This is a genomic window from Plectonema cf. radiosum LEGE 06105, from assembly GCF_015207665.1.
Taxonomy (GTDB): domain Bacteria; phylum Cyanobacteriota; class Cyanobacteriia; order Cyanobacteriales; family Nostocaceae; genus Rivularia; species Rivularia radiosa_A.
The window spans coordinates 23,545-43,535 of record NZ_JADEWL010000008.1 but is presented as its reverse complement, the minus strand read 5'-3'; the positions used below and the strand labels follow the sequence as shown (position 1 = coordinate 43,535).

Annotated in this window: 14 protein-coding genes; 10 read left to right on the top strand and 4 right to left on the bottom strand. The window is 38.6% G+C overall.

Features of this window, described 5'->3' with window-relative positions:
- The first annotated feature begins 629 nt into the window (after positions 1-629).
- From IQ247_RS03970 to IQ247_RS03935, 8 genes are all read left to right on the top strand, one after another.
- Positions 630-1,151: an SRPBCC family protein gene (locus tag IQ247_RS03970; RefSeq protein ID WP_193917280.1), complete on the top strand. Its 522-nt coding sequence runs from the start codon at positions 630-632 to the stop codon at positions 1,149-1,151.
- 204 nt (positions 1,152-1,355) lie between these two features.
- Complete coding sequence (locus IQ247_RS03965; protein ID WP_193917278.1) at positions 1,356-2,426, top strand: Mrp/NBP35 family ATP-binding protein; 1,071 nt, start codon at positions 1,356-1,358, stop codon at positions 2,424-2,426.
- Between the two features lie 116 nt (positions 2,427-2,542).
- Positions 2,543-3,868 (top strand): rod shape-determining protein RodA, encoded by a 1,326-nt coding sequence (rodA, locus tag IQ247_RS03960; RefSeq protein WP_193917276.1) that lies wholly within the window; start codon positions 2,543-2,545, stop codon positions 3,866-3,868.
- 269 nt (positions 3,869-4,137) lie between these two features.
- On the top strand, positions 4,138-4,329 hold the full coding sequence (locus tag IQ247_RS03955) for an NAD(P)H dehydrogenase subunit NdhS (protein ID WP_193917274.1): 192 nt from the start codon (positions 4,138-4,140) through the stop codon (positions 4,327-4,329).
- A 116-nt stretch (positions 4,330-4,445) separates the two neighbouring features.
- A complete protein-coding gene (locus tag IQ247_RS03950) occupies positions 4,446-5,090 on the top strand; it encodes a hypothetical protein (protein WP_193917272.1) in 645 nt (214 codons plus the stop codon).
- A gap of 159 nt (positions 5,091-5,249) precedes the next feature.
- Positions 5,250-7,391 (top strand): cation:proton antiporter domain-containing protein, encoded by a 2,142-nt coding sequence (locus tag IQ247_RS03945; RefSeq protein ID WP_193917270.1) that lies wholly within the window; start codon positions 5,250-5,252, stop codon positions 7,389-7,391.
- A 365-nt stretch (positions 7,392-7,756) separates the two neighbouring features.
- Positions 7,757-8,719, top strand: coding sequence for a UDP-glucuronic acid decarboxylase family protein (locus IQ247_RS03940; protein ID WP_193917267.1), 963 nt, complete (start codon positions 7,757-7,759; stop codon positions 8,717-8,719).
- 88 nt (positions 8,720-8,807) lie between these two features.
- Positions 8,808-10,193 carry a UDP-glucose dehydrogenase family protein gene (locus tag IQ247_RS03935; RefSeq protein ID WP_193917265.1) on the top strand — a complete coding sequence of 462 codons (1,386 nt, stop codon included), beginning with the start codon at positions 8,808-8,810 and terminating at the stop codon, positions 10,191-10,193.
- A 160-nt stretch (positions 10,194-10,353) separates the two neighbouring features.
- On the opposite strand, the gene IQ247_RS03930 is transcribed toward IQ247_RS03935, so the two are convergent.
- From IQ247_RS03930 to mutL, 4 genes are all read right to left on the bottom strand, one after another.
- The gene (locus IQ247_RS03930) at positions 10,354-11,649 is read right to left on the bottom strand and encodes an APC family permease (RefSeq protein WP_193917263.1); all 1,296 of its coding nucleotides are present in this window, start codon (positions 11,647-11,649) and stop codon (positions 10,354-10,356) included.
- A gap of 133 nt (positions 11,650-11,782) precedes the next feature.
- Positions 11,783-12,577 (bottom strand): LmeA family phospholipid-binding protein, encoded by a 795-nt coding sequence (locus tag IQ247_RS03925; RefSeq protein ID WP_193917261.1) that lies wholly within the window; start codon positions 12,575-12,577, stop codon positions 11,783-11,785.
- A 910-nt stretch (positions 12,578-13,487) separates the two neighbouring features.
- The gene (locus tag IQ247_RS03920; protein ID WP_193917258.1) at positions 13,488-14,738 is read right to left on the bottom strand and encodes a competence/damage-inducible protein A; all 1,251 of its coding nucleotides are present in this window, start codon (positions 14,736-14,738) and stop codon (positions 13,488-13,490) included.
- Positions 14,739-15,011: 273 nt separating this feature from the next.
- Positions 15,012-16,745, bottom strand: coding sequence for a DNA mismatch repair endonuclease MutL (gene mutL, locus IQ247_RS03915; protein WP_193917256.1), 1,734 nt, complete (start codon positions 16,743-16,745; stop codon positions 15,012-15,014).
- Between the two features lie 431 nt (positions 16,746-17,176).
- Here mutL and IQ247_RS03910 point away from each other — a divergent pair, with 431 nt between their 5' ends.
- Positions 17,177-18,094, top strand: a complete 918-nt coding sequence (locus tag IQ247_RS03910) for a glycosyltransferase family 2 protein (RefSeq protein WP_193917254.1) — start codon at positions 17,177-17,179, stop codon at positions 18,092-18,094.
- 53 nt (positions 18,095-18,147) lie between these two features.
- Positions 18,148-19,911: a hypothetical protein gene (locus IQ247_RS03905; protein ID WP_193917252.1), complete on the top strand. Its 1,764-nt coding sequence runs from the start codon at positions 18,148-18,150 to the stop codon at positions 19,909-19,911.
- Positions 19,912-19,991: the final 80 nt, after the last annotated feature.

Genomic DNA, 19,991 nt, shown 5'->3' with positions numbered 1-19,991 from the left:
TTGTTAAATCCCACATTCAGGTTTCAACCGTACATTTGAGATCGAATCTAAATAATTCACGGGATTTTCCGATTACGTAAATAAAATTATTCTCTCTCAAATAGGTATAAGCTTGTATATTGATTAATGTTTTGCAACTTTTTTATATCAAAACCCCAGTATTGAGACTAAATTCTGTAACAATAACTTGTAAGCATCTGTTCCTGTTTGCGGGTGTTTGGGAATAAGGCATTCCCGATCCAGCCAGCAGTTATCAAGTAAGTTTAGCGTTCCGTGTCAGGATATCAAAGCTTTACTTAAACAACTGTAACTACCACTATCTTTGTCTTTTTCTAAAATTGATCTGATAAAAGTCGGGATTTTATATCGTAGTTTACATGAATTAACAAGCATTTACTCTGAGAGGAAGAGGTTATTACTTGCTTGCTTAATGTATCTAAATATAAATAGCACATAAAATTGTTATTCCTATGCTGCTTTTGAGTAATTATTCGCTGGTGGTAGCGTGGTGATGCAGTTTCTTGATCTTGCTCGTCACCCGTACCTAGTCAATCCAAAATCTCAAATCGGTTGCTCCAAAAAAAATACCAGAGTCACATTTTAAGTCTGTAGCCAGGAGGGTTAAGAGAATGCAAGGTTGGTTATCAAAATCTATCAACCGCAAACGTCGTCAAGTTTGTGTCTCTTTGGTGCGAAGTTATCGCGAAATTAGTTCTGCTTCCGTGGATGAAATATGGCATAAAGTTGTTGACTTGGCAGACGTTTCCTGGCATCCATTACTTAAAAGCACTAACGTACCTTATGGATTAGTACCCAAACCAGGATTAATTTATCAAGCAGTAACACGTTTTTCGCCGATTCCAATCCGTATTTTTGTCGAACGTGTTAATCCCAGGGAACTACTAAGCGTAAGGATTCTCGCAATTCCCGGTTTAGAAGAACGAATCAGTTACAAAATAGAATCCACGGTGTGCGGTAGTTGTTTGTCTTATTCAGTAACCTTACGCGGTTGGTTGTCTCCTTTAGTTTGGTCTTTTTCCCGTCCTTATGCCGACAAAGTAGCGCGGGCTTTAATTGAAGCTGTTGAAGAAGCCGCAATCAAAGCAGTATCAAGGAAAAGAAAATCGACTTTACAATCGGAACTGTTTTAAGGTGATAGTTGATGGTTGTTGGTTGATAGTTGATGGTTGTTGGTTGATGGTTGATGGTTGATGGTTGATGGTTGTTGGTTGTATTTTTACCATCCACTAACCACTAACCACTAACCACTAACCACTAACCACTAACCACTAACTCTCTCCAAAATAATATTTTTTGTTGTTAAAAATTGTTACAAAAATAAGGGTGAAAATATCATGCATAGTGTTCTTGATTCAAATTCGGTTTTAAATGTGTTGCGACCAGTGGAAGACCCAGAACTTCGCAAAAGTTTGGTGGAACTCAATATGATTCGTAATGTCAAAATCGAAGATGGTAAGGTGAGCTTCACTCTGGTTTTAACTACACCTGCTTGTCCGTTACGTGAATTTATTGTTGAGGATTGTCAAAAAGCTGTGAAAAAGCTTCCTGGGGTTACGGATGTAGCGGTAGAAGTGACGGCAGAAACACCCCAACAAAAAAGTTTACCCGACCGTAATAGTGTACCAGGGATCAAAAATATTATTGCTGTTTCTAGTGGTAAAGGTGGTGTAGGTAAAAGCACGGTAGCTGTAAATATAGCTGTAGCATTAGCTCAAACTGGAGCAAAGGTGGGTTTGCTTGATGCCGATATTTACGGACCTAACGACCCGACAATGTTGGGGCTGGAGTCAGCTAAAATCAATGTCCGTCAAGGTGAGAAAGGCGAAATCTTGGAACCTGCTTTTAATCATGGAGTCAAACTAGTTTCAATGGGTTTTCTCATCGATCGCGATCAACCTGTAATCTGGCGCGGACCAATGCTTAATGGAGTGATTCGCCAGTTTTTATATCAAGTGGAATGGGGAGAATTAGATTATTTAATAGTAGATATGCCTCCAGGAACAGGTGATGCTCAGCTAACATTGACACAAGCCGTACCAATCGCCGGTGCCGTAATTGTAACTACACCCCAAAATGTGGCTTTACTCGATTCTCGTAAAGGTTTGCGGATGTTTCAACAAATGAAAGTACCAGTTTTGGGGATTATTGAAAATATGAGTTATTTTATACCCCCAGATATGCCCGATAAACAGTATGATATTTTCGGTTCCGGTGGTGGCTCCAAAACAGCGACCGAACTTGGAATACCTTTATTGGGGTGCGTACCGTTAGAAATATCTACAAGAATTGGGGGAGACAATGGTATCCCGATAGTTGTAGCCGACTCAGATTCCGCTTCGGCAATTGCTTTAAAGAAAATTGCCTTGGCGATCGCCGGGAAAGTATCAGTAGCTGCTCTGACATAATCTGACATCAAAAAAATCTGGATTTCTGTCTGGGTAGCGGACTGAGTACTGAGAATAAAGATAAAAAGACATTTGTGAAATCTAGTATTTAAAAGCTCAGGTATCAATTAAGCTCAATGTTATTAAAAAAGTCACGCTACTCACGCAATAGAAATCCCTGGCAGAATCTTTTTAAACCCTGGCAGCAAATAGATTTACTTTTATTTTTGCTACCAATTGTCATTACCATGTTTGGCGGCTTTATGATTCTGAGTACGGAATTAAATCAAGAAAATACCGACTCAAAGTGGGCCGTACACTTAATACTTGCTAGTGTTGGTGTATTATTAGCGTTACTGATAGCCCGCACCCGTTATGAAAATCTGCAACGTTGGCACTGGATTACCTATACGCTAACTAATGTCAGTTTGATAGCGGTTATGGTCGTAGGTGTTGCTGCTAAAGGCGCACAGCGATGGATTAGTGTTTTTGGCTTTAACATACAACCGTCAGAATTTGCCAAAATAGGTGTAATTATCACCTTAGCCGCGCTGTTACACAAGCGCACGGCTGACACTCTACCCAACTTTTTCAGAGCTTTAGCAGTAACGGCGGTTCCCTGGGCATTGGTATTTTTACAACCAGACTTAGCAACATCGTTGGTATTTGGCGCGATTGTATTAGGAATGCTGTATTGGGCAAATGCTAATCCGGGTTGGTTAATACTGTTAGTTTCTCCAGTAGTAGCGGCAATTTTATTTAGCATACCTTGGCCCTGGGCTGAGCCAATGATTGTATCTAAGGAACTATTTTTTACGCCTTTAGGATTGATTTGGTCTATAACTATGGGCTTAGTAGGCTGGTACACACTTCCAGGAAAAAGATTTGGTCTGGGTGGTATAGGGGCATTAGCTTTGAATCTTTTGGGTGGAGAAATAGGAATCTTTGCTTGGAATCATGTACTCAAAGAATATCAAAAAGGTCGAATCACTTCATTTCTCAACCCCGAACTAGATCCCCTCGGCACTGGATACCACCTAATTCAATCGCGTATCGCTATTGGTGCTGGTACATGGTTCGGATGGGGTCCTTTTAACGGTCCGATGACTCAACTAAATTTCGTTCCCGAACAGCATACAGACTTTATTTTCTCAGCCGTTGGCGAACAATTCGGTTTTATTGGCTGTTTGATATTATTGCTGGGATTTTGCTTGATCTGTCAGCGTCTACTCTATGTTGCTTCAACCGCTAAAGATAATTTTGGCTCTTTATTAGCAATTGGCGTTTTGGCAAAGATTGTATTCCAGATGGTTGTTAATATTGGTATGACCATAGGTTTAGCACCAGTAGCAGGAATTCCTTTACCATTTATGAGTTACGGTGGTTCGGCGATGTTAGCTAATTTTATCGGGATTGGATTAGTTGAATCAGTAGCAAACTTTCGCATTCTTAAAAAATATTAACCATCAACAGTTATCAGTTACCAGTTGACAGTTGCGACGGTGTATGGATGGAGATAAGCTAAGAAGCATATCAATAGATTATTGTATGTCCTATGACGCTATCGCGTCACGCTTTGCTAACGGACACGCTTCGCTAACACTGTCTACTGATAACTGTTCACCGATTTAATTTAATTATTCTGTTAACCTTATTCTCTGATAAGTGAATAACTGATAATTGATGATTAATCATTGATAATTGATCGAGAAAGCAACAGAGAGCAACAATTATGATTTTGCCTGGAGCAACCGTTCGCGTTAAAAACCCCGCAGATACCTACTACCGCTTTGAAGGGCTTGTACAACGAGTTAGCAGCGGTAAGGTAGCTGTACTATTTGAAGGTGGTAATTGGGATAAATTAATCATCTTTCGACCTAGCGAGTTAGAGGCTGTAGATCCCACAGCAGGACGTAAAAAATGATCAGGAATTAGTTACGTGTTAAGAGTTTAGGGTTTTGGATTATTTGTTATTATCTTTTAACTGATAATTCATAACTCCTAACTCCAGACCTATCGCTCATAACCTGATTTTTATTTATGCGTCTTCCTTTACCGCAGTTTAGTAACAGTAATCGCCACCCCAATCACTTTGCGGAAGTGATTGAAACTGCGACAACTGAATTTTTAGCACAGTGTTTAGATCCAGAAGATTTGAGCTTTCCAGCAATGCCTCCCTTCGGTAGTTGGATATGTTCGGTGGATGAAGAATCAGCAAATAAGGTGTTTGGCGTTGTATTTCATGCAACTACAATGCCCATAGATTCCGTACATCGACCAGTAGCTTTAGGGTTATCGCTACAAGATTTGCGAGAGGAACAACCCCAAATATTTGCCATGCTCAAAACCGAATTTCGTGCCGCGATTGTTGGATTTGAACAGCAAATACAGGGTAATAAAATTTATCAGTATCTACCACCCCGTCCGCCACAAATTCATCAAGCAGTTCATCGATGCGAACCAGAAGAGGTATTGAAATTTACCGAAGAATTTGATTTTTTACAAACACTGCTTTCGGTAAATGGTGCGCCGGTTGAGGCTTTGAGTGCAGCAGCAATTCGAGATGTGTATCAGTTACGTAAAGCTGACCGACAATGGTTAATTGAAGCTGGACGTTACTTGAGCGTGTTGCTTAAAGACGACTACGATCGTTTACGATTCATTTTGAATCAAATACATCCATAGATAGTGACTTTTTGCATGATTTTTAAGGTATTCTAGGTATAATTTTTTGATTTTTTTGCAGCATCAGTTTGAGATTTTTATTTCAAAAAATTTTAGTAATCACAACTGCGATCGCAGTAGCAAACAGTACGTTTTTGCTTTGTCCGCAATACATTAAATATGGTACTTTTAGAGCGAATAGCAGTCTTACCATACAGTCAAGTTATTGAAAAGGAACCAATTTTTCCCTTGTTTTTGATATTGGTAGTTATTTTAGTCGTACCGATTCTATTTGAACGACTGCGATTACCGGGATTAATTGGTTTAATTTTATCGGGAATCTTAATTGGTAATTTTGGGTGGGAATTATTTGATATCAATAATTCTGCTTGGACATTATTATCAAAAATCGGTTTAGCTTATTTGTTATTTGTCGCAGGTTTAGAAGTTGACTTAAATCAATTCCGTCGTCGGCGAAATCGCGCTTTGGGTTTTGGCAGTTTTGCTTTTGCTATACCTTTGCTATTGGGAACTTTACTCGGAAGAATCTTTGAATTTGACTGGCTAAGTTCGATATTAATTGGCTCAATACTTGCTTCCTATAGCCTTTTAGCATACCCGATTATTAATCGTTTGGGATTAATGAATAATGAAGCAGTAGGTGTCACAATTGGAGCAAGCATTTTTACAGATATTGCTGCATTATTGATGTTGGTTATATGTGTAGCAATTCATATAAAAGATTTTAACCCAGGGCAAACTATTGCACTACTCGGTTGGTTGATTGTCTATTGTGTGGTAGTTTTAATTGGCTTTGACTGGGCTGGTAAAGAATTTTTACGAAGGTCGGGAGAAGATGAAGGTAATCAATTTTTGTTTGTACTACTAGCGGTATTTATAGCGGCTGTTGGCGCTCAATTAATTGGTATTGAAATAATAGTTGCCGCCTTTTTTGCTGGATTAGCAGTCAATGAAGTTATCGGAGATGGACCAGTCAAACAAAAGATTGTCTTTGTCGGTAGCTTGTTGTTTATCCCGATTTTCTTTGTTGACCTTGGATTTAAACTTGATTTGCCTATGTTTATCAAAAACATTGGTATGTTAAGTTTCACGTTATTTCTGATTTTAAGTTTAATCATAAGCAAATTTATTGCCGCATTATTAGCAAAATTAATTTACCATTACAATTGGCGCGAAATATTCACAATGTGGTCTATTTCATTACCTCAAGTCGGAATAACCTCTTGTGTCACTTTGATAGGATATCAAGCGCAATTATTGCCTTTAGAAGTTTTAAATAGCGTCATATTTTTAATATTAGTAACTTCATTGATCGGACCGATAATTACCAGTCGAGTTGCGGTGGGTTTACATTCTTCATTAATAAAACAACAAGAAACCCCTGCTAATTACGATGTTTCCCAGAAAATAGGCAGTCCTTTCAGTATCATAGTACCCGTTTATAATCCCCAAACACAGCAGCATTTAATGGAAATGGCTGCATTATTAGCCCATCAAACCCAAGGGAAAATTATACCGTTAGCAATTGCAACCGCTGCGGCTCATATGGATGCACCCCAGTTGGAAAATTCCCTAAAAAGAAGCGAAATATTGTTAAATAAAGCTACAGCATTAAGTCGTATTTTAGATGTAGAAGCAGAACCATTATTACGAATAGATGATGCCTTTGCTCAAGGAATTAGTCGAGCTGCTAAAGAAAAAAAGGCAAATTTGATTGTCATGGGTTGGGGTAAGCGTACTGGGTTGAAAGCACGTTTATTCGGTAATGTTATTGATGGAGTATTATGGGCATCTCATTGTCCTGTTGCTGTAACCCGTCTTGTAGAGTCACCCTCGAAAATCCAGCGCATCTTAGTACCAGTGGAAAATTTAACCGCGCCGATATTACAACCAGTGCAGTTCGCTCAGATTCTCGCTTTGGCAAATCAAGCCCAAGTTACCGTACTCAACGTGTGCGATCGCCGTACTAGTTCTAGTAAAATATCTTGGCGGCGATCGCAACTTTCGCTGCTTATATCTAAACTCGGTTTATCCAATCCACCGGAAATTCAAATTATCGCTCACGAGAATGTTGCTCAAGCAATATTACAAGCAGCCAGACTATATGATTTAGTGGTTCTACCTTTTATTCGCAATCGTACTATTCCTGGTGGATTAGCTATTAGTGATGTGACAACCCAGTTAGCAAGTCAACTCACTTGTTCTATTATTATGCTCGGAGAACCAGCACAGCGTACCAATAATGCCGCAGTGACTGCTGATGTTGCTAGTAATCAGTTACCAGTTACCAGTTATCAGTAATCAGTTATTAGTAGGGGAATTGGGAATGGGTAATTGGTAATTGTTAAGAGTTTCCTTGTAGTTCCATATGCTCAACTTCCTAAATCTTCAATGTGAATGTAATCCCCTACAATAACTTTACCTGATTAAATTTTTGATAAATTTTAGTGTGATACTTCACACTTACCATACAATCTTTGTTATTTTTCTGATGGAATTGTTAAAAATTAGACATAATAGGAATAATTTTGCATCTAGAGGTTTGAGACGGATTGAAAATTTCTGTTGAATTATCCGTACTTTTACTATATTTATGTAGTCAGGCTGGGTATCCTAAAAACAAGCACAATCGAATAAAGTAAATATTTGTAGTTAACTGGTAAATTATGAGAATATTGGTGACTGGCGGAGCTGGGTTTATTGGTTCTCATCTGATCGACAGATTGATGAATGATGGGCATGAAGTAATTTGTTTGGATAATTTCTACACCGGACACAAGCGAAATATCGTGAAATGGTTGAATCATCCGTATTTTGAACTGATTCGTCACGATATCACAGAACCAATTAGGTTGGAAGTAGCACAAATTTATCATTTGGCTTGTCCCGCTTCTCCGGTACATTATCAATACAACCCCGTAAAAACAGTTAAAACCAATGTAATGGGTACGCTGAATATGCTGGGTTTGGCTAAGCGTGTCAAAGCAAGGATTTTACTAGCTTCCACTAGTGAAGTTTATGGTGATCCGGAAGTTCATCCCCAAAGTGAAGATTATCGGGGTAATGTTAATCCCATTGGACTTCGTTCCTGTTACGACGAAGGTAAGCGGATTGCTGAAACGTTGATGTTCGATTATCACCGACAAAATGATGTTGATATTCGCGTTGCTCGTATTTTTAATACCTACGGTCCGCGAATGTTTGAACATGACGGACGGGTAGTTAGCAATTTTATAGTTCAAGCTTTGCAAGGTATACCTCTAACCGTCTACGGAGATGGTTCCCAAACTCGTAGTTTTTGCTATGTTGACAACTTAGTAGATGGATTGATGCGTTTGATGAATGGAGACCATATCGGCCCAATTAATTTGGGTAATCCGGATGAATACACCATTTTACAATTAGCCCAAACCATTCAAAATATGGTCAATCCAGATGCAAAAATCAACTTTGAACCATTACCTTCTGATGACCCCCGTCGTCGTCGCCCTGACATCACCAAAGCGAGGACTTTGTTGAATTGGGAACCTAGCATTCCTCTTCAAGAAGGGTTAAAACAGACTATAGAAGATTTTCGGCAGCGGGTACAAACTACTGAAAAGACGATTGTCAATAGTAGTGTTAAGTAAAAAAAATACTTTTGCTCCAAATTTTTGTGGCTATAAACCATAGACTTCTTGACTATCGACTAATAAACACAGTGAGGAATTAGATAATATGCGAGTTTGCGTAATTGGTACTGGTTATGTTGGTTTGGTAACTGGAGCTTGTTTGGCTCACATCGGGCATGATGTCATTTGTATAGATAATAACGAAGAGAAAGTGAAGTTGATGAAGTCTGGGCAATCGCCAATTTTTGAGCCAGGACTTTCAGAAATTATGCAGAATGCGATTAAAGCAGACAAAATTCAGTTTTCTAGCGACTTGGCTGCGGGAGTTGCTCATGGAGAAATTTTATTTATTGCTGTAGGAACTCCCCCTTTACCTACAGGTGAAAGCGATACCCGTTATGTAGAAGCGGTTGCAAGAGGTATCGGAAATAATTTAAATGGTGGTTACAAAGTTATCGTTAACAAATCCACAGTACCCATTGGTTCGGGAGATTGGGTACGGATGATTGTTCTCGATGGTATTGCTGAACGTCAAAAAGAATTGGTACCCGCAGGTGGAAACAAGTGTGAAGATAAGTTACCTGCTGGCGATTTTGATGTAATTAGTAATCCAGAGTTTTTACGGGAAGGTTCGGCTATTTACGATACTTTTAATCCCGACCGGATTGTTTTGGGAGGCAATTCTCAAAAAGCTATTTCGATGATGAAAGAATTGTATGCTCCAATTGTAGAGCGTCAATATGCAGAAGATAAATCTTTGCCTCCAGTACCCGTACTCTCAACAGATTTATCTTCGGCTGAGATGGTTAAATATGCTGCAAACGCTTTCCTGGCAACTAAAATTAGCTTTATTAATGAAGTTGCTAACATTTGCGATCGCGTTGGTGCTGATGTAACTCAAGTTGCTAAAGGTATCGGTTTAGATTCCCGGATTGGTAGCAAGTTCTTAAATGCTGGTATCGGTTGGGGAGGTTCCTGTTTTCCCAAAGACGTATCCGCATTGGTTCATACTGCTGATGACTACGGTTACGAAGCACAACTACTCAAAGCTACTGTCAGCGTTAACGAACGTCAGCGTTTGATTGCATTAGAAAAACTCCAGCAAGCTTTAAAAATTCTTAAAGGTAAGACTGTAGGTTTACTTGGTTTAACTTTTAAACCGGATACTGACGATATGCGCGATGCACCAGCGTTGAATTTAATCGAGCAATTAAATCGATTGGGAGCGAAAGTTAAAGCATACGATCCAATTATCTCTCAATCTGGTATGCGTCACGGTCTTTCCGGCGTGCAGGTAGAAACCGATGCAGAAAGACTTGCTGATAGCTGCGATGCTTTGGTACTCGTTACCGAATGGGAACAGTTTAATAATCTCGATTACAGCAAAATGGCGCAATTGATGAACAACCCGGTGATTATCGATGGTCGTAACTTTCTCGATCCCGAAGCAATCATTAGGGCTGGTTTCCAGTATATCGGTGTTGGTCGATAAATTCTAATTCTAAATTAATCCGCAGATTTTAGGTTTGAGATTAATTCTAAAGTCGGATTTATACATTAGACGATTGAGACGTAGCATTGCTACGTCTCTACATTTTTTTTGTAGATCAATTTTAAAACGGATAATAGTCCTAACTCTCAACTCCTAACTCCTAACTCTCACCTCCTAACTTCTGAGCGACTGTGTGCCAAATTAATCCTGCAACAATCAATGCTAAACCGACTTGCCAAACAAATGGTTCAACCCAGAAAGCCAGAAATAAACAAGCTAATAAGCCAAGAATTGATAGCCATTTAGGATAAAGTCTTTCCTGACTTGGTATAGCAAATGCAGCTAAATTAGTTATTGAATAATAAATTAAAACAGTAAAAGCACTGAAAGACCAAGTGGTTTTAACGTTACCGATTAAGACTAAAACAGCAATTATCATAGTTACTGCAATTACAGCAGCTGTGGGAGTTGTACCGGATTGATTTAATCTGGCAAAAATCCTCGGCATATCTCGTCGTCTTCCCATTGCCAATAATACGCGAGATAAACCTAAAATTAAGTTGAGCAATACTCCTAACATGGCGAAAATTGCCCCAATTGCCAAGATTTGCGCTCCCCCCGGAATACCGAAGCTACGAACTGCTACTTCTAAAGGTGCTGCTTGTCCCGTTACAGCCGATTCACCAAGCTTTTCAGCCCCAATAGCCGCTACAGCAATCGTTGCTACTCCTACGTAAACCAGCATTGTGATTATCATTGTTACAACAATGGCTTTAGGAATCGTTTGACGCGGGTTTTTGGCTTCTTCTCCCAAGGTGGCAATTCGACCGTAACCTGTGTAAGCTACAAACATCAAAGCACTAGCATGAAGCACACTCGCAACCGAACCGTTAAAAGGTGTGAGATTTTCCCCACCTTTGGCGATCGCTGTGGGAATTCCCCCAAATATAAAGAAAATTAAGCTAAAAACTGAAACAGATACAATTATAATATTTACTCGATTAGAGCGGCGAATACCATTTAGAACAATAACCGCGATCGCAATTACCGCAGCTAAGGCTAAGGGTACAAGTAAACCACTTGCATCCAAACCTGTTGCATTCAAAAAGTAACCAGCAAAACCCAAAGCCGCTGTAGCAGCAGAAGCAGATTTTGCCAACAAAAACATCCATCCAGCGGTGAATCCCAACCAAGAATTCAAGTATTTATAACCATATTCGTAAGAACCACCACTTACAGGATGATTAGCAGCAAGTTGAGCGCTGTTGAGTCCGTTACAAATTGCCACGATTGCACCAATCATTACAGCTAAAATTACCGCATTACCGGCAATTCCAGCAGCAATACCAATGCTGACAAAAACCCCTGTACCGATAATCGAACCAAGCCCCATCACAGTTGCTCCTACAACCCCTAACTCCCGTCGTAGTTGCGGTGATGATGTTTTAAGTGACACAAATCTTCTCCTTAAGAACAGTTCTGGGATTGATTGTACAGGTCGGAGGTTAAAGGTTAAAGGTTAGAGGTTAAAGGTTAAAGGTTAAAGGTTAGAGGTTAAAGGTTAAAGGTTAACTGTCCACTGTCAACTGTCACTTAGTACTTGGTATACGTTCAATCTCGGCATATCCGCTAAAAATTAATTTATGACCTTCCGTTTCTAAACGATTAAGCCGCATTTTTACTCCGTCCAGGTCAAAACGGTCTAAATCGACCATGTTATCTAAAATTTCTGCTAATGCAGTACATAAGGTTTGCGAAATTTCTCTTTGCTCTTCTGGTACCGATTCCAGGTCGATTTCAGGGCTTTTGAACGAAACTTTTCGTCGTCGCTCAATACTTACTTGTACGGTCATATTTAACGGTACTAATTCACCATTGTTCAAGTCAGCTTTGGCGAATATCTTTAACCGATTATCTGATAGCAATTCCACCTGAACCTCAGTGAAAGAAACAGGTTCACCGTCAGATAATGCCGTTAATGTTGGTTCGGAAAGATTTATCAGGCGTTTTTTCACTAATTCCGCTTCAAAAGCCTGATTAATACCTTCTTGAGTCAATATAACTTGCGCGATCGCCTGAGTGGGTTGCTTTAAACGCAGCTTACCGCTTAGTACCGAACTGAAGTCGATAGATACGGCATCGGTTTCAAACGACATCTCGTCAACCAAGAAATCTTTGCGAATTACCAAGCCACGACCGCCCATTTTAAAGCTGTCAATACTGCCCTGTAAAAGCTTGCTGGAGGGATAGCAGCGGACAAAGACTTCTACCGACTCGCTTTTAGTAAACAAGTGGCGAATCGTTTGGCTCGCAACGGTGTTGAGCATCTGCTCTCCCCAGTCACTACCTTGAGAATCTTTAAAACCAGTAAGTCCGCCAAACATTTTTGAGTAGAGATTACTAGAAGTTATTTATATTTTTGTAACAAATTGTGAACTATTCAGCAACCTCCTAGAGATTAATTATGCTGATAATGTTACACAAGATGATTGATAATAGTTAACTTAGTTGTGCCGAAGTCCTTGATTGCACTGAATTTGAGGTTGTTTTTGGTCTTAATAAAAAAATTATTCAAAAAATAATCATGTTATTGCCAGCTTACAAACTCATATTGGCAAAGACACAAGTAAAATCTCAGTCTTTGTCGTTTTTTGCCATCGAAAGGGTGTTCAAGGTAAGATAGCTAAAAAATATGCTCTTTAACTCCACAAATAAACGCTTGCAAAATTATCATGAAAGCGATTTTTTGATTACTTTAAATTACTTTAGATTATGTGGCATGAGATGAAATTGTTTTTTAATACATATATTTCAATGAATTATTCCAAGTAATATGTATAAAAATAATCAAGTATTTTCTGCCAATAATTGCGAATTTGCATTTATTTTCGTTAAATTTTAACCCCCGAAGTAGGCATATTGTATTATTAATTTGATATTATTCGTCCACATATTTCCTTTTTATCCGACAGTTAAAATCTGTAAGATATTACGGGGTACTCACTTAGTATAGCTTTGATTTGTACCTATTTAAATCTATTTTTATTTGGCTCGATTTATTCAAGATTTTGGTTGTGATTGAGATTTAGAAAATTTTATCAATAATATTAAAAAAAATTATATTTAAAGTGCCATTTTTAAGCAGCAGAACTGAACCTCATTGAAGGTTCATAATTTTTTTTTGCTGCTAATGCTTGAGTGCGTTAATTGTTAAGTTTGCTGCAAAACTTTGCGTTCCTCCGCGCTTACCTTTGCACTCCTCTGCGTTAATATATTATTCCCATAGTTATAAACTCACCCCTCCTTTAACAACCTCCTCCGCAAACTATCCAAAGCATGACAAGCGCTAAAGTGACGAATCAAAGACCTACCCCGTACCGGATTAAAACGGAATTCAAAGCTTTCGACTGCATCTTCTCCTGCTAAACCAACATAAACCAAACCCACGGGCTTAGTTTCCGTACCACCAGTAGGTCCGGCAATTCCAGTTATACTTAATCCCCAAGTTGTAGAAAGCTGCTTTTTAACCCCTATAGCCATTTGTTCTGCTACAATTGCGCTGACTGCACCATGTTTTTCCAAGTCTTGGACATTAACTCCTAACATCCCAATTTTTACGGAATTATCATAAGAAATTACACCACCCCAAAAGTAATCGGAGCTTCCGGAAGTATCTGTTAACATTTGTCCCAAAGTTCCGCCAGTGCATGATTCTGCCACCGAAAGCGTTTGCCTTGATTTACGCAAAATCTCACCCACTACGGAAGCCAGCGTGTCATCATCAGCACCAAAATAATCGAAACCGGCAATTTCTTTAATTTGTTTTTCAACGGGTGCAATTAAACTTTGAGCTTCTGCTTCACTACTCGCTTTCGCAGAAACTCGCAATTTCACCTCTCCTTTACTCGCATAAGGAGCTACTGTGGGATTAGGCAAATTCAGATAAGCAGATACCTTCTCCGCTAAAGTCGATTCCGCAACGTTCCAGAACCGCAACATTCGACTGTAAATGATTTGTTTGCCCCAACCTTGATTTTTCAGGTATGGAACGGCGGTTTCCTCCCACATACGGTGCATTTCTGAAGGTACCCCAGGGAAGGTGAAAATCGTCAAATTAGAACGGGGTTGCCAGATGATACCAGGAGCCGTACCCGTAGGATTGGGTAAAATGTCTGCACCTTTGGGTATTAAAGCTTGCTTGCGATTGCTCGCGCTCATGATTCTATTTCGTGTAGCGTATTTTTTGGTGATATCCTCGATAATTTCAGCACGTTCGATTAAAGGAGAACCAAAAAAATCGGCAATGGTTTCACAAGTTAAGTCATCGGGAGTTGGTCCTAAACCCCCGGTAAAAATGAGTATTTGCGCTCTTTGCGTCGCAATTTCGATAACTTGCTTTAATCTATCAACATTATCGCCCACAACGGTTTGATAATAATGAGGAATACCTAATTGAGCTAACTGTTGCGCTAAATATTGAGCGTTGCTATTAAGTATATCTCCTAGTAACATTTCTGTACCGACACAAATAATTTCTGCACTCATAGAGTTTGGGAATTGGTAATTGGTAATTGGTAATTGGTAATTGGTAATTGGTAATTGGGAATTGGTAATTGGTAATTGGGAATGGCAAATTGGGAATTGGTAATTAAAATACGTGTAATCCGTGTAATCCTTTTTAATCGGTGATTAGAATAAATAATTGGCAAATAGTTCTCGAAGTGAGAATTAATAAGTTATATTATTGTATTGCTCGCGGTTATTCATACCCATCCCCCATTACCCATTACCCATTACCAATTACCCATTCCAAAATTCTTAGATTCCATGGGATTTGCCAATTACCCAATTACGACGGAAATAACGAGCTAAGGATGACTCTTCTAAGGATAAATAAATTGGTCTTCCGTGAGGGCAGGTGCGGGGGTTGCGGGTACGCTGCCATTGGTCTAATAGTTGCTGCATTTGTGGCAAATTCAAAATTGTACCATTGCGAATGGCACTGCGACAAGCTACGGCGACTTGGGCTGTGTTTAAATCTCCTCCTTTACTCAATTCTAATATTGCTTCGGCGCAATCCTCGCGCTGTTGAAGAAGTGCGGGTACTTGACGAATTGCCCAAAGTTGTTCTCCGAAAGGTTCTATTTCTAAATTAATCCGTTGTAACTGTTCTATTTGTGCGGGAGATAATTGATATAGAATTATTGCTGGTTCACACTTTACTAATTGCCAATGTTCGCAAAGTTGTTCGTACAATACTCTTTCGTGGGCTATATGTTGTTCTACTAACCACATTCCCCCAGGATGCTCTGCGACTATATAGGTTTTGTTTACTTGAGCAACTGCTTTTAAAGGAAATGTTGTAGAGAGGGGAGAATTTTTTGTTATTGTATGAGATTTCAATTGAGATTTATCTAAATTGTCGTTTTCTTCAAGATTTATTCGGTTGAAGTTGTAACCGCTTTTTGCTTCTGCGGCTTTGATTAATTTACCTACTCGCGTTACATGGCAAGATTCCTTAATGGTGGAACAATTAACCGTGAGTGCTTTGTCAATCGATTGAGTAATTTGTTCTTGCCAATAATCAAGTTGGTTGAGGTAAATTTCTGTTTTCGCAGGGTTGCGATTCCAGTTAATCTGACTTGGGCAAACACACAAGTGTAAGAAACAAACCGGATAGCGATCGCGAGGTAATGTTTTATGAAATGCTCCAATAATAGTTTGTTCGAGTTCTGGAGACTTGACTATACGTCCATTTACTGCTATTCGTACCCAGTCTGGACGATGACGATGACATCTATCGGGTAATCCGATGACTAATGAAAGTGAGGAATTGTCAGGGTTATTTAATTCAACTTTTAATTCTTGTAAATCTGATGGATGCACTCTATGGAGAAACTGAGACAAAGTTTCCTTGATATTCGCGGTAGGATAAATTGCAAACCATTCCCGTCCATTTTGCCAAACTTGCCAAGTAACATGGGGATGACACAAAGCAGTTTGTTGAATTAACCCTTGTACTGCTCTCATTTGCTGAGGGATTGAAGGTAAACCCTGACGACGAGCATTACAATTACCGAATAAATTAGAAATTACGGCTACTGTACCCGGTGCGATCGCCGTTGCTTCCATCCTTAAAGCTTCTCCTCCATTACCATAAACAACTCGCCAACCGTTAGACTCTGTTTTTTGTTCGAGGTGATTTGCTCCACGACTGAGAATTTCTAAATCGGCTAAGGTTGTTAAACTGTGCAGCGCTTCACCGCGAAAACCCAAACTATTGATTTTCCATAAATCACTACAAGAGCGTATTTTACTAGTACTATGAGCGCTTGCGGCTTGTTGTAAGTCGGATAGACTCATTCCACAACCATTATCCGCTACACGAATCTGCCACTGCTGGGGGTACAGAGAAACTACAATCCTTGTCGCACCTGCATCTAAGGAATTTTCGATCAATTCCCGCACTACCGCAGCAAAAGAATCAATCACCTCTGAGGCTGTAATCAAATGTACGACTTCTGAGGGTAGAGCTTGGATAGTAGATGCCATAACGTAAATGTACATTGTAGGCGAAGATACATTTTACTCTACCGCACAATTATGTAACATGGAAACTGTTAATAGAAGTTAATACTTTTTAAATGATTTTAATGTTTTCATTTATACTTAAACACAAATATCAGCAATGTTTTTAATTTAACTTTTCATTGAGTTTGAATGGCACAATGTTTAGTGTAAACACTGAAGTTATTGGATTAAATAAAGTTATTTAAACAATTTCAGAAACATAAATTTGAGAATTATCTAATTTATTTTTAAGTTATATGCTAAAAGTCATGTAAAAATAATTTCATTTGTAGAAAAGTTTTAAGAAGTTGCATTGTTTATAGAAATGTAACTTCAAGTATTAGTAAGGTGAAAATACACAGACTTGAAAGATATTTTTTATTTTTAAAATAAAATTTATTTGTATAAAAAATATGAAAGAAAATGCCAGACTAAGTGAAGAATTTTTTCCAAACGAGCAAAACGAAGAAACTGGTTATTTACCATTTTCAATTATTCTGCCAGTTTATAACGAAGAGGATGGCATTAACGCAACACTCGATCGGCTCCAGGAAACTTTAAATATTGTTGATTGTACATACGAGATTATTGCTGTTAATGATGGTTCCACGGATAACAGTAGCAAAGTTTTAAACGCTCGTACTGACATCACAGTTATTCAACATCGTCGCAATCGGGGATATGGTGCTGCACTCAAGACTGGTATTCGACACGCTCAATATCCTTTAATAGTAATTACTGATGCAGATGGTACTTATCCTAACGAACGTATTCCCGAATTAGTAGCGTTAGCCAGACAAGCAGATATGGTTGTGGGAGCGAGAATTGGCGCGAATGTTAGTTATTCGACTATTCGCAAAATACCCAAATGGTTTTTGGTGCGCTTTGCTCAATGGATGACAGGATGTAAAATTCCAGACTTGAACAGCGGATTACGAGTATTTCGTAAAAGTGTGGTAGAAAGATTTCTCAAAATTTTGCCGGATACATTTAGTTTTACCACAACGATTACGGTGGCAATGCTGAGTAACAACTATATTGTGCATTACGAACCGATAGACTTTCATCATCGGGTAGGTAAAAGCAAAATTAAGCCTATCCGCGATACTTTGCGTTTTGTACAATTGATATTACGAACAGGAATGTATTTTGCTCCTTTAAGAGTATTTTTACCGATAGCTGCACTATTTTTTGGCGCTTTTTTGACAACACTATTCCAGGATATATTCATCCGCAACGACTTAACCGAAAGAACTTTGATTTTGTTTGTCACTACTACCCAGGTAACAATGTTTGCGCTGCTTGCCGATATGCTTGACAAGCGGACATAATCAGCATTTCCAGATTAATTAGATCAAAATTTAACTGCAATCTTGGCTTTATTATGTTCAGCCGATATTTACAAAAATCCTTAACTTCAGTAAATCGCTCGCGCTCTCAATTAATATTTTGGTTCAGCTTGAGTTTAGCTTTTGCAGCATTTTGCGGTATCTTAATGCTCAAAACAGCTTTGAGTAGCGACTATGCGGTATCTGATGATGTCAGACAGCACGTATTTTGGATGCAAAGATTTGTGAATCCGATGCTGTTTCCTGACGATTTAGCTACCGATTATTTTCAATCCCTCTCACCATTAGGATATATAACCTTTTACCGACTGCTAGCAAATATCGGAGTTGAACCGATATTTTTAAGCAAAATTTTACCGTTGGTACTCGGATTAATTTCAACAGCTTATTGTTTTGGAATTTCTATGCAGCTACTAGCAATCCCAACAGCAGCATTCCTGAGTACATTCCTGCTCAATCAAAACTTATGGTTAGCATCGGATTTAAGTTCATCAACCCCAAGAGCCTTTCTTTACCCGTTTTTTCTGGGATTTTTATATTACTTATTACGTGGTTCACTGCTACCACTGCTATTTGTGATCGCGTTATTAGGACTGTTTTATCCTTCAACATTGCTTGTAGCTATAGGAATTTTGATTGTCAGATTAGTAAGTTGGAAAAATGGAAGACTTAGACTGACGAGGGAGCGTCAAGATTATGTATTTTGTATAACTGGCTTGGGAGTTGCATTTATATCATTATTACCTTATTTTCTTTGGGAAAATGAATTTGGTTCAATGGTTACGGCAGCAGAAGCGAGAATGATGCCAGAATTTTTGCAAAACGGACGCACAGAATTTTTTGTCGATAATCCTATAGACTATTGGTTATTTCACAAGCGTAGCGGTTTTATACCCATACAGTGGTATCGAGGGGCTGTTGCTTCTCCAATCAAATTTTTATTGCATTTTCCCCAAATTTGGACAGGATTGCTACTACCTATTTTACTAAGTTATCCCCAAAGATTTACTTTAGTTAGCCATCTTAAAGGTATTGTGATTTTACTCCAGATATTTATAGTATCTTTTGGTTTATTTCTTGCCGCTCATGCTGTATTATTCAAGCTTTATCTACCCAGCCGCTTTCCCCAGCATAGTTTACAAATTATCATGCCTATAGCGGGTGCCATTGCCGTAATCATTATATTAGATGCACTTTTAGATTGGGCTTCAAATAGAACTGAGCAAAGACAACGACAAATTATAACCATAGCAGCTACAGTATTATTAGGAGTAATAATTTTTTTATATCCTAGTTATTGGCGGTTAAAAGTAACAGAATTTCCCCATAGTGGTTATGTAATTGGGCAAGCACCAAAACTATATGAATTTCTGTCCAAGCAACCTGAAAATATCATAATTGCCTCTTTAGCACAAGAAGCAGATAATTTACCAACATTCGCACAACGTTCTGTTTTAGTTAGCAAGCAATCCGCACTTCCTTACCATTTAGGATATTACCGCCAAATTCTACCTCGGATTAACGATTTACTTAGCGCTCAGTACTCTCAAAATGCAACAGAATTAAAAAATTTTGTGAAAAAATATAATGTTGATTTCTGGTTATTAGAGCCTACAGCATTTTCACCAGAATATTTTGCTACCCATAAATGGTTAAGTCAAAGACAATTTGAGCCAAAAATCAAAGAAATTACAAACAGTTTAGAACAGGGAAATATTCCCGCTTTAAAAAAAGTTCTAAAAAAATGTTCAGTCTTAGAGACGCAAGACTTGATTTTATTAAAGGCTCAATGCTTGTAAATATATTTTAATGGGTAATGGGTAATGGGTAATGGGTAATGGGTAATTGGGTAAAGATTAATAATCAGGCAGTTTTGACG

Bases quoted from the DNA above. Each gene is read 5' to 3' on its own strand.
- IQ247_RS03970 (WP_193917280.1), top strand. From the start codon at position 630: ATGCAAGGTTGGTTATCAAAATCTATCAACCGCAAACGTCGTCAAGTT.
- IQ247_RS03965 (WP_193917278.1), top strand. From the start codon at position 1,356: ATGCATAGTGTTCTTGATTCAAATTCGGTTTTAAATGTGTTGCGACCA.
- rodA (WP_193917276.1), top strand. From the start codon at position 2,543: ATGTTATTAAAAAAGTCACGCTACTCACGCAATAGAAATCCCTGGCAG.
- IQ247_RS03955 (WP_193917274.1), top strand. From the start codon at position 4,138: ATGATTTTGCCTGGAGCAACCGTTCGCGTTAAAAACCCCGCAGATACC.
- IQ247_RS03950 (WP_193917272.1), top strand. From the start codon at position 4,446: ATGCGTCTTCCTTTACCGCAGTTTAGTAACAGTAATCGCCACCCCAAT.
- IQ247_RS03945 (WP_193917270.1), top strand. From the start codon at position 5,250: ATGGTACTTTTAGAGCGAATAGCAGTCTTACCATACAGTCAAGTTATT.
- IQ247_RS03940 (WP_193917267.1), top strand. From the start codon at position 7,757: ATGAGAATATTGGTGACTGGCGGAGCTGGGTTTATTGGTTCTCATCTG.
- IQ247_RS03935 (WP_193917265.1), top strand. From the start codon at position 8,808: ATGCGAGTTTGCGTAATTGGTACTGGTTATGTTGGTTTGGTAACTGGA.
- IQ247_RS03925 (WP_193917261.1), bottom strand. From the start codon at position 12,577: ATGTTTGGCGGACTTACTGGTTTTAAAGATTCTCAAGGTAGTGACTGG.
- IQ247_RS03920 (WP_193917258.1), bottom strand. From the start codon at position 14,738: ATGAGTGCAGAAATTATTTGTGTCGGTACAGAAATGTTACTAGGAGAT.
- mutL (WP_193917256.1), bottom strand. From the start codon at position 16,745: ATGGCATCTACTATCCAAGCTCTACCCTCAGAAGTCGTACATTTGATT.
- IQ247_RS03910 (WP_193917254.1), top strand. From the start codon at position 17,177: ATGAAAGAAAATGCCAGACTAAGTGAAGAATTTTTTCCAAACGAGCAA.
- IQ247_RS03905 (WP_193917252.1), top strand. From the start codon at position 18,148: ATGTTCAGCCGATATTTACAAAAATCCTTAACTTCAGTAAATCGCTCG.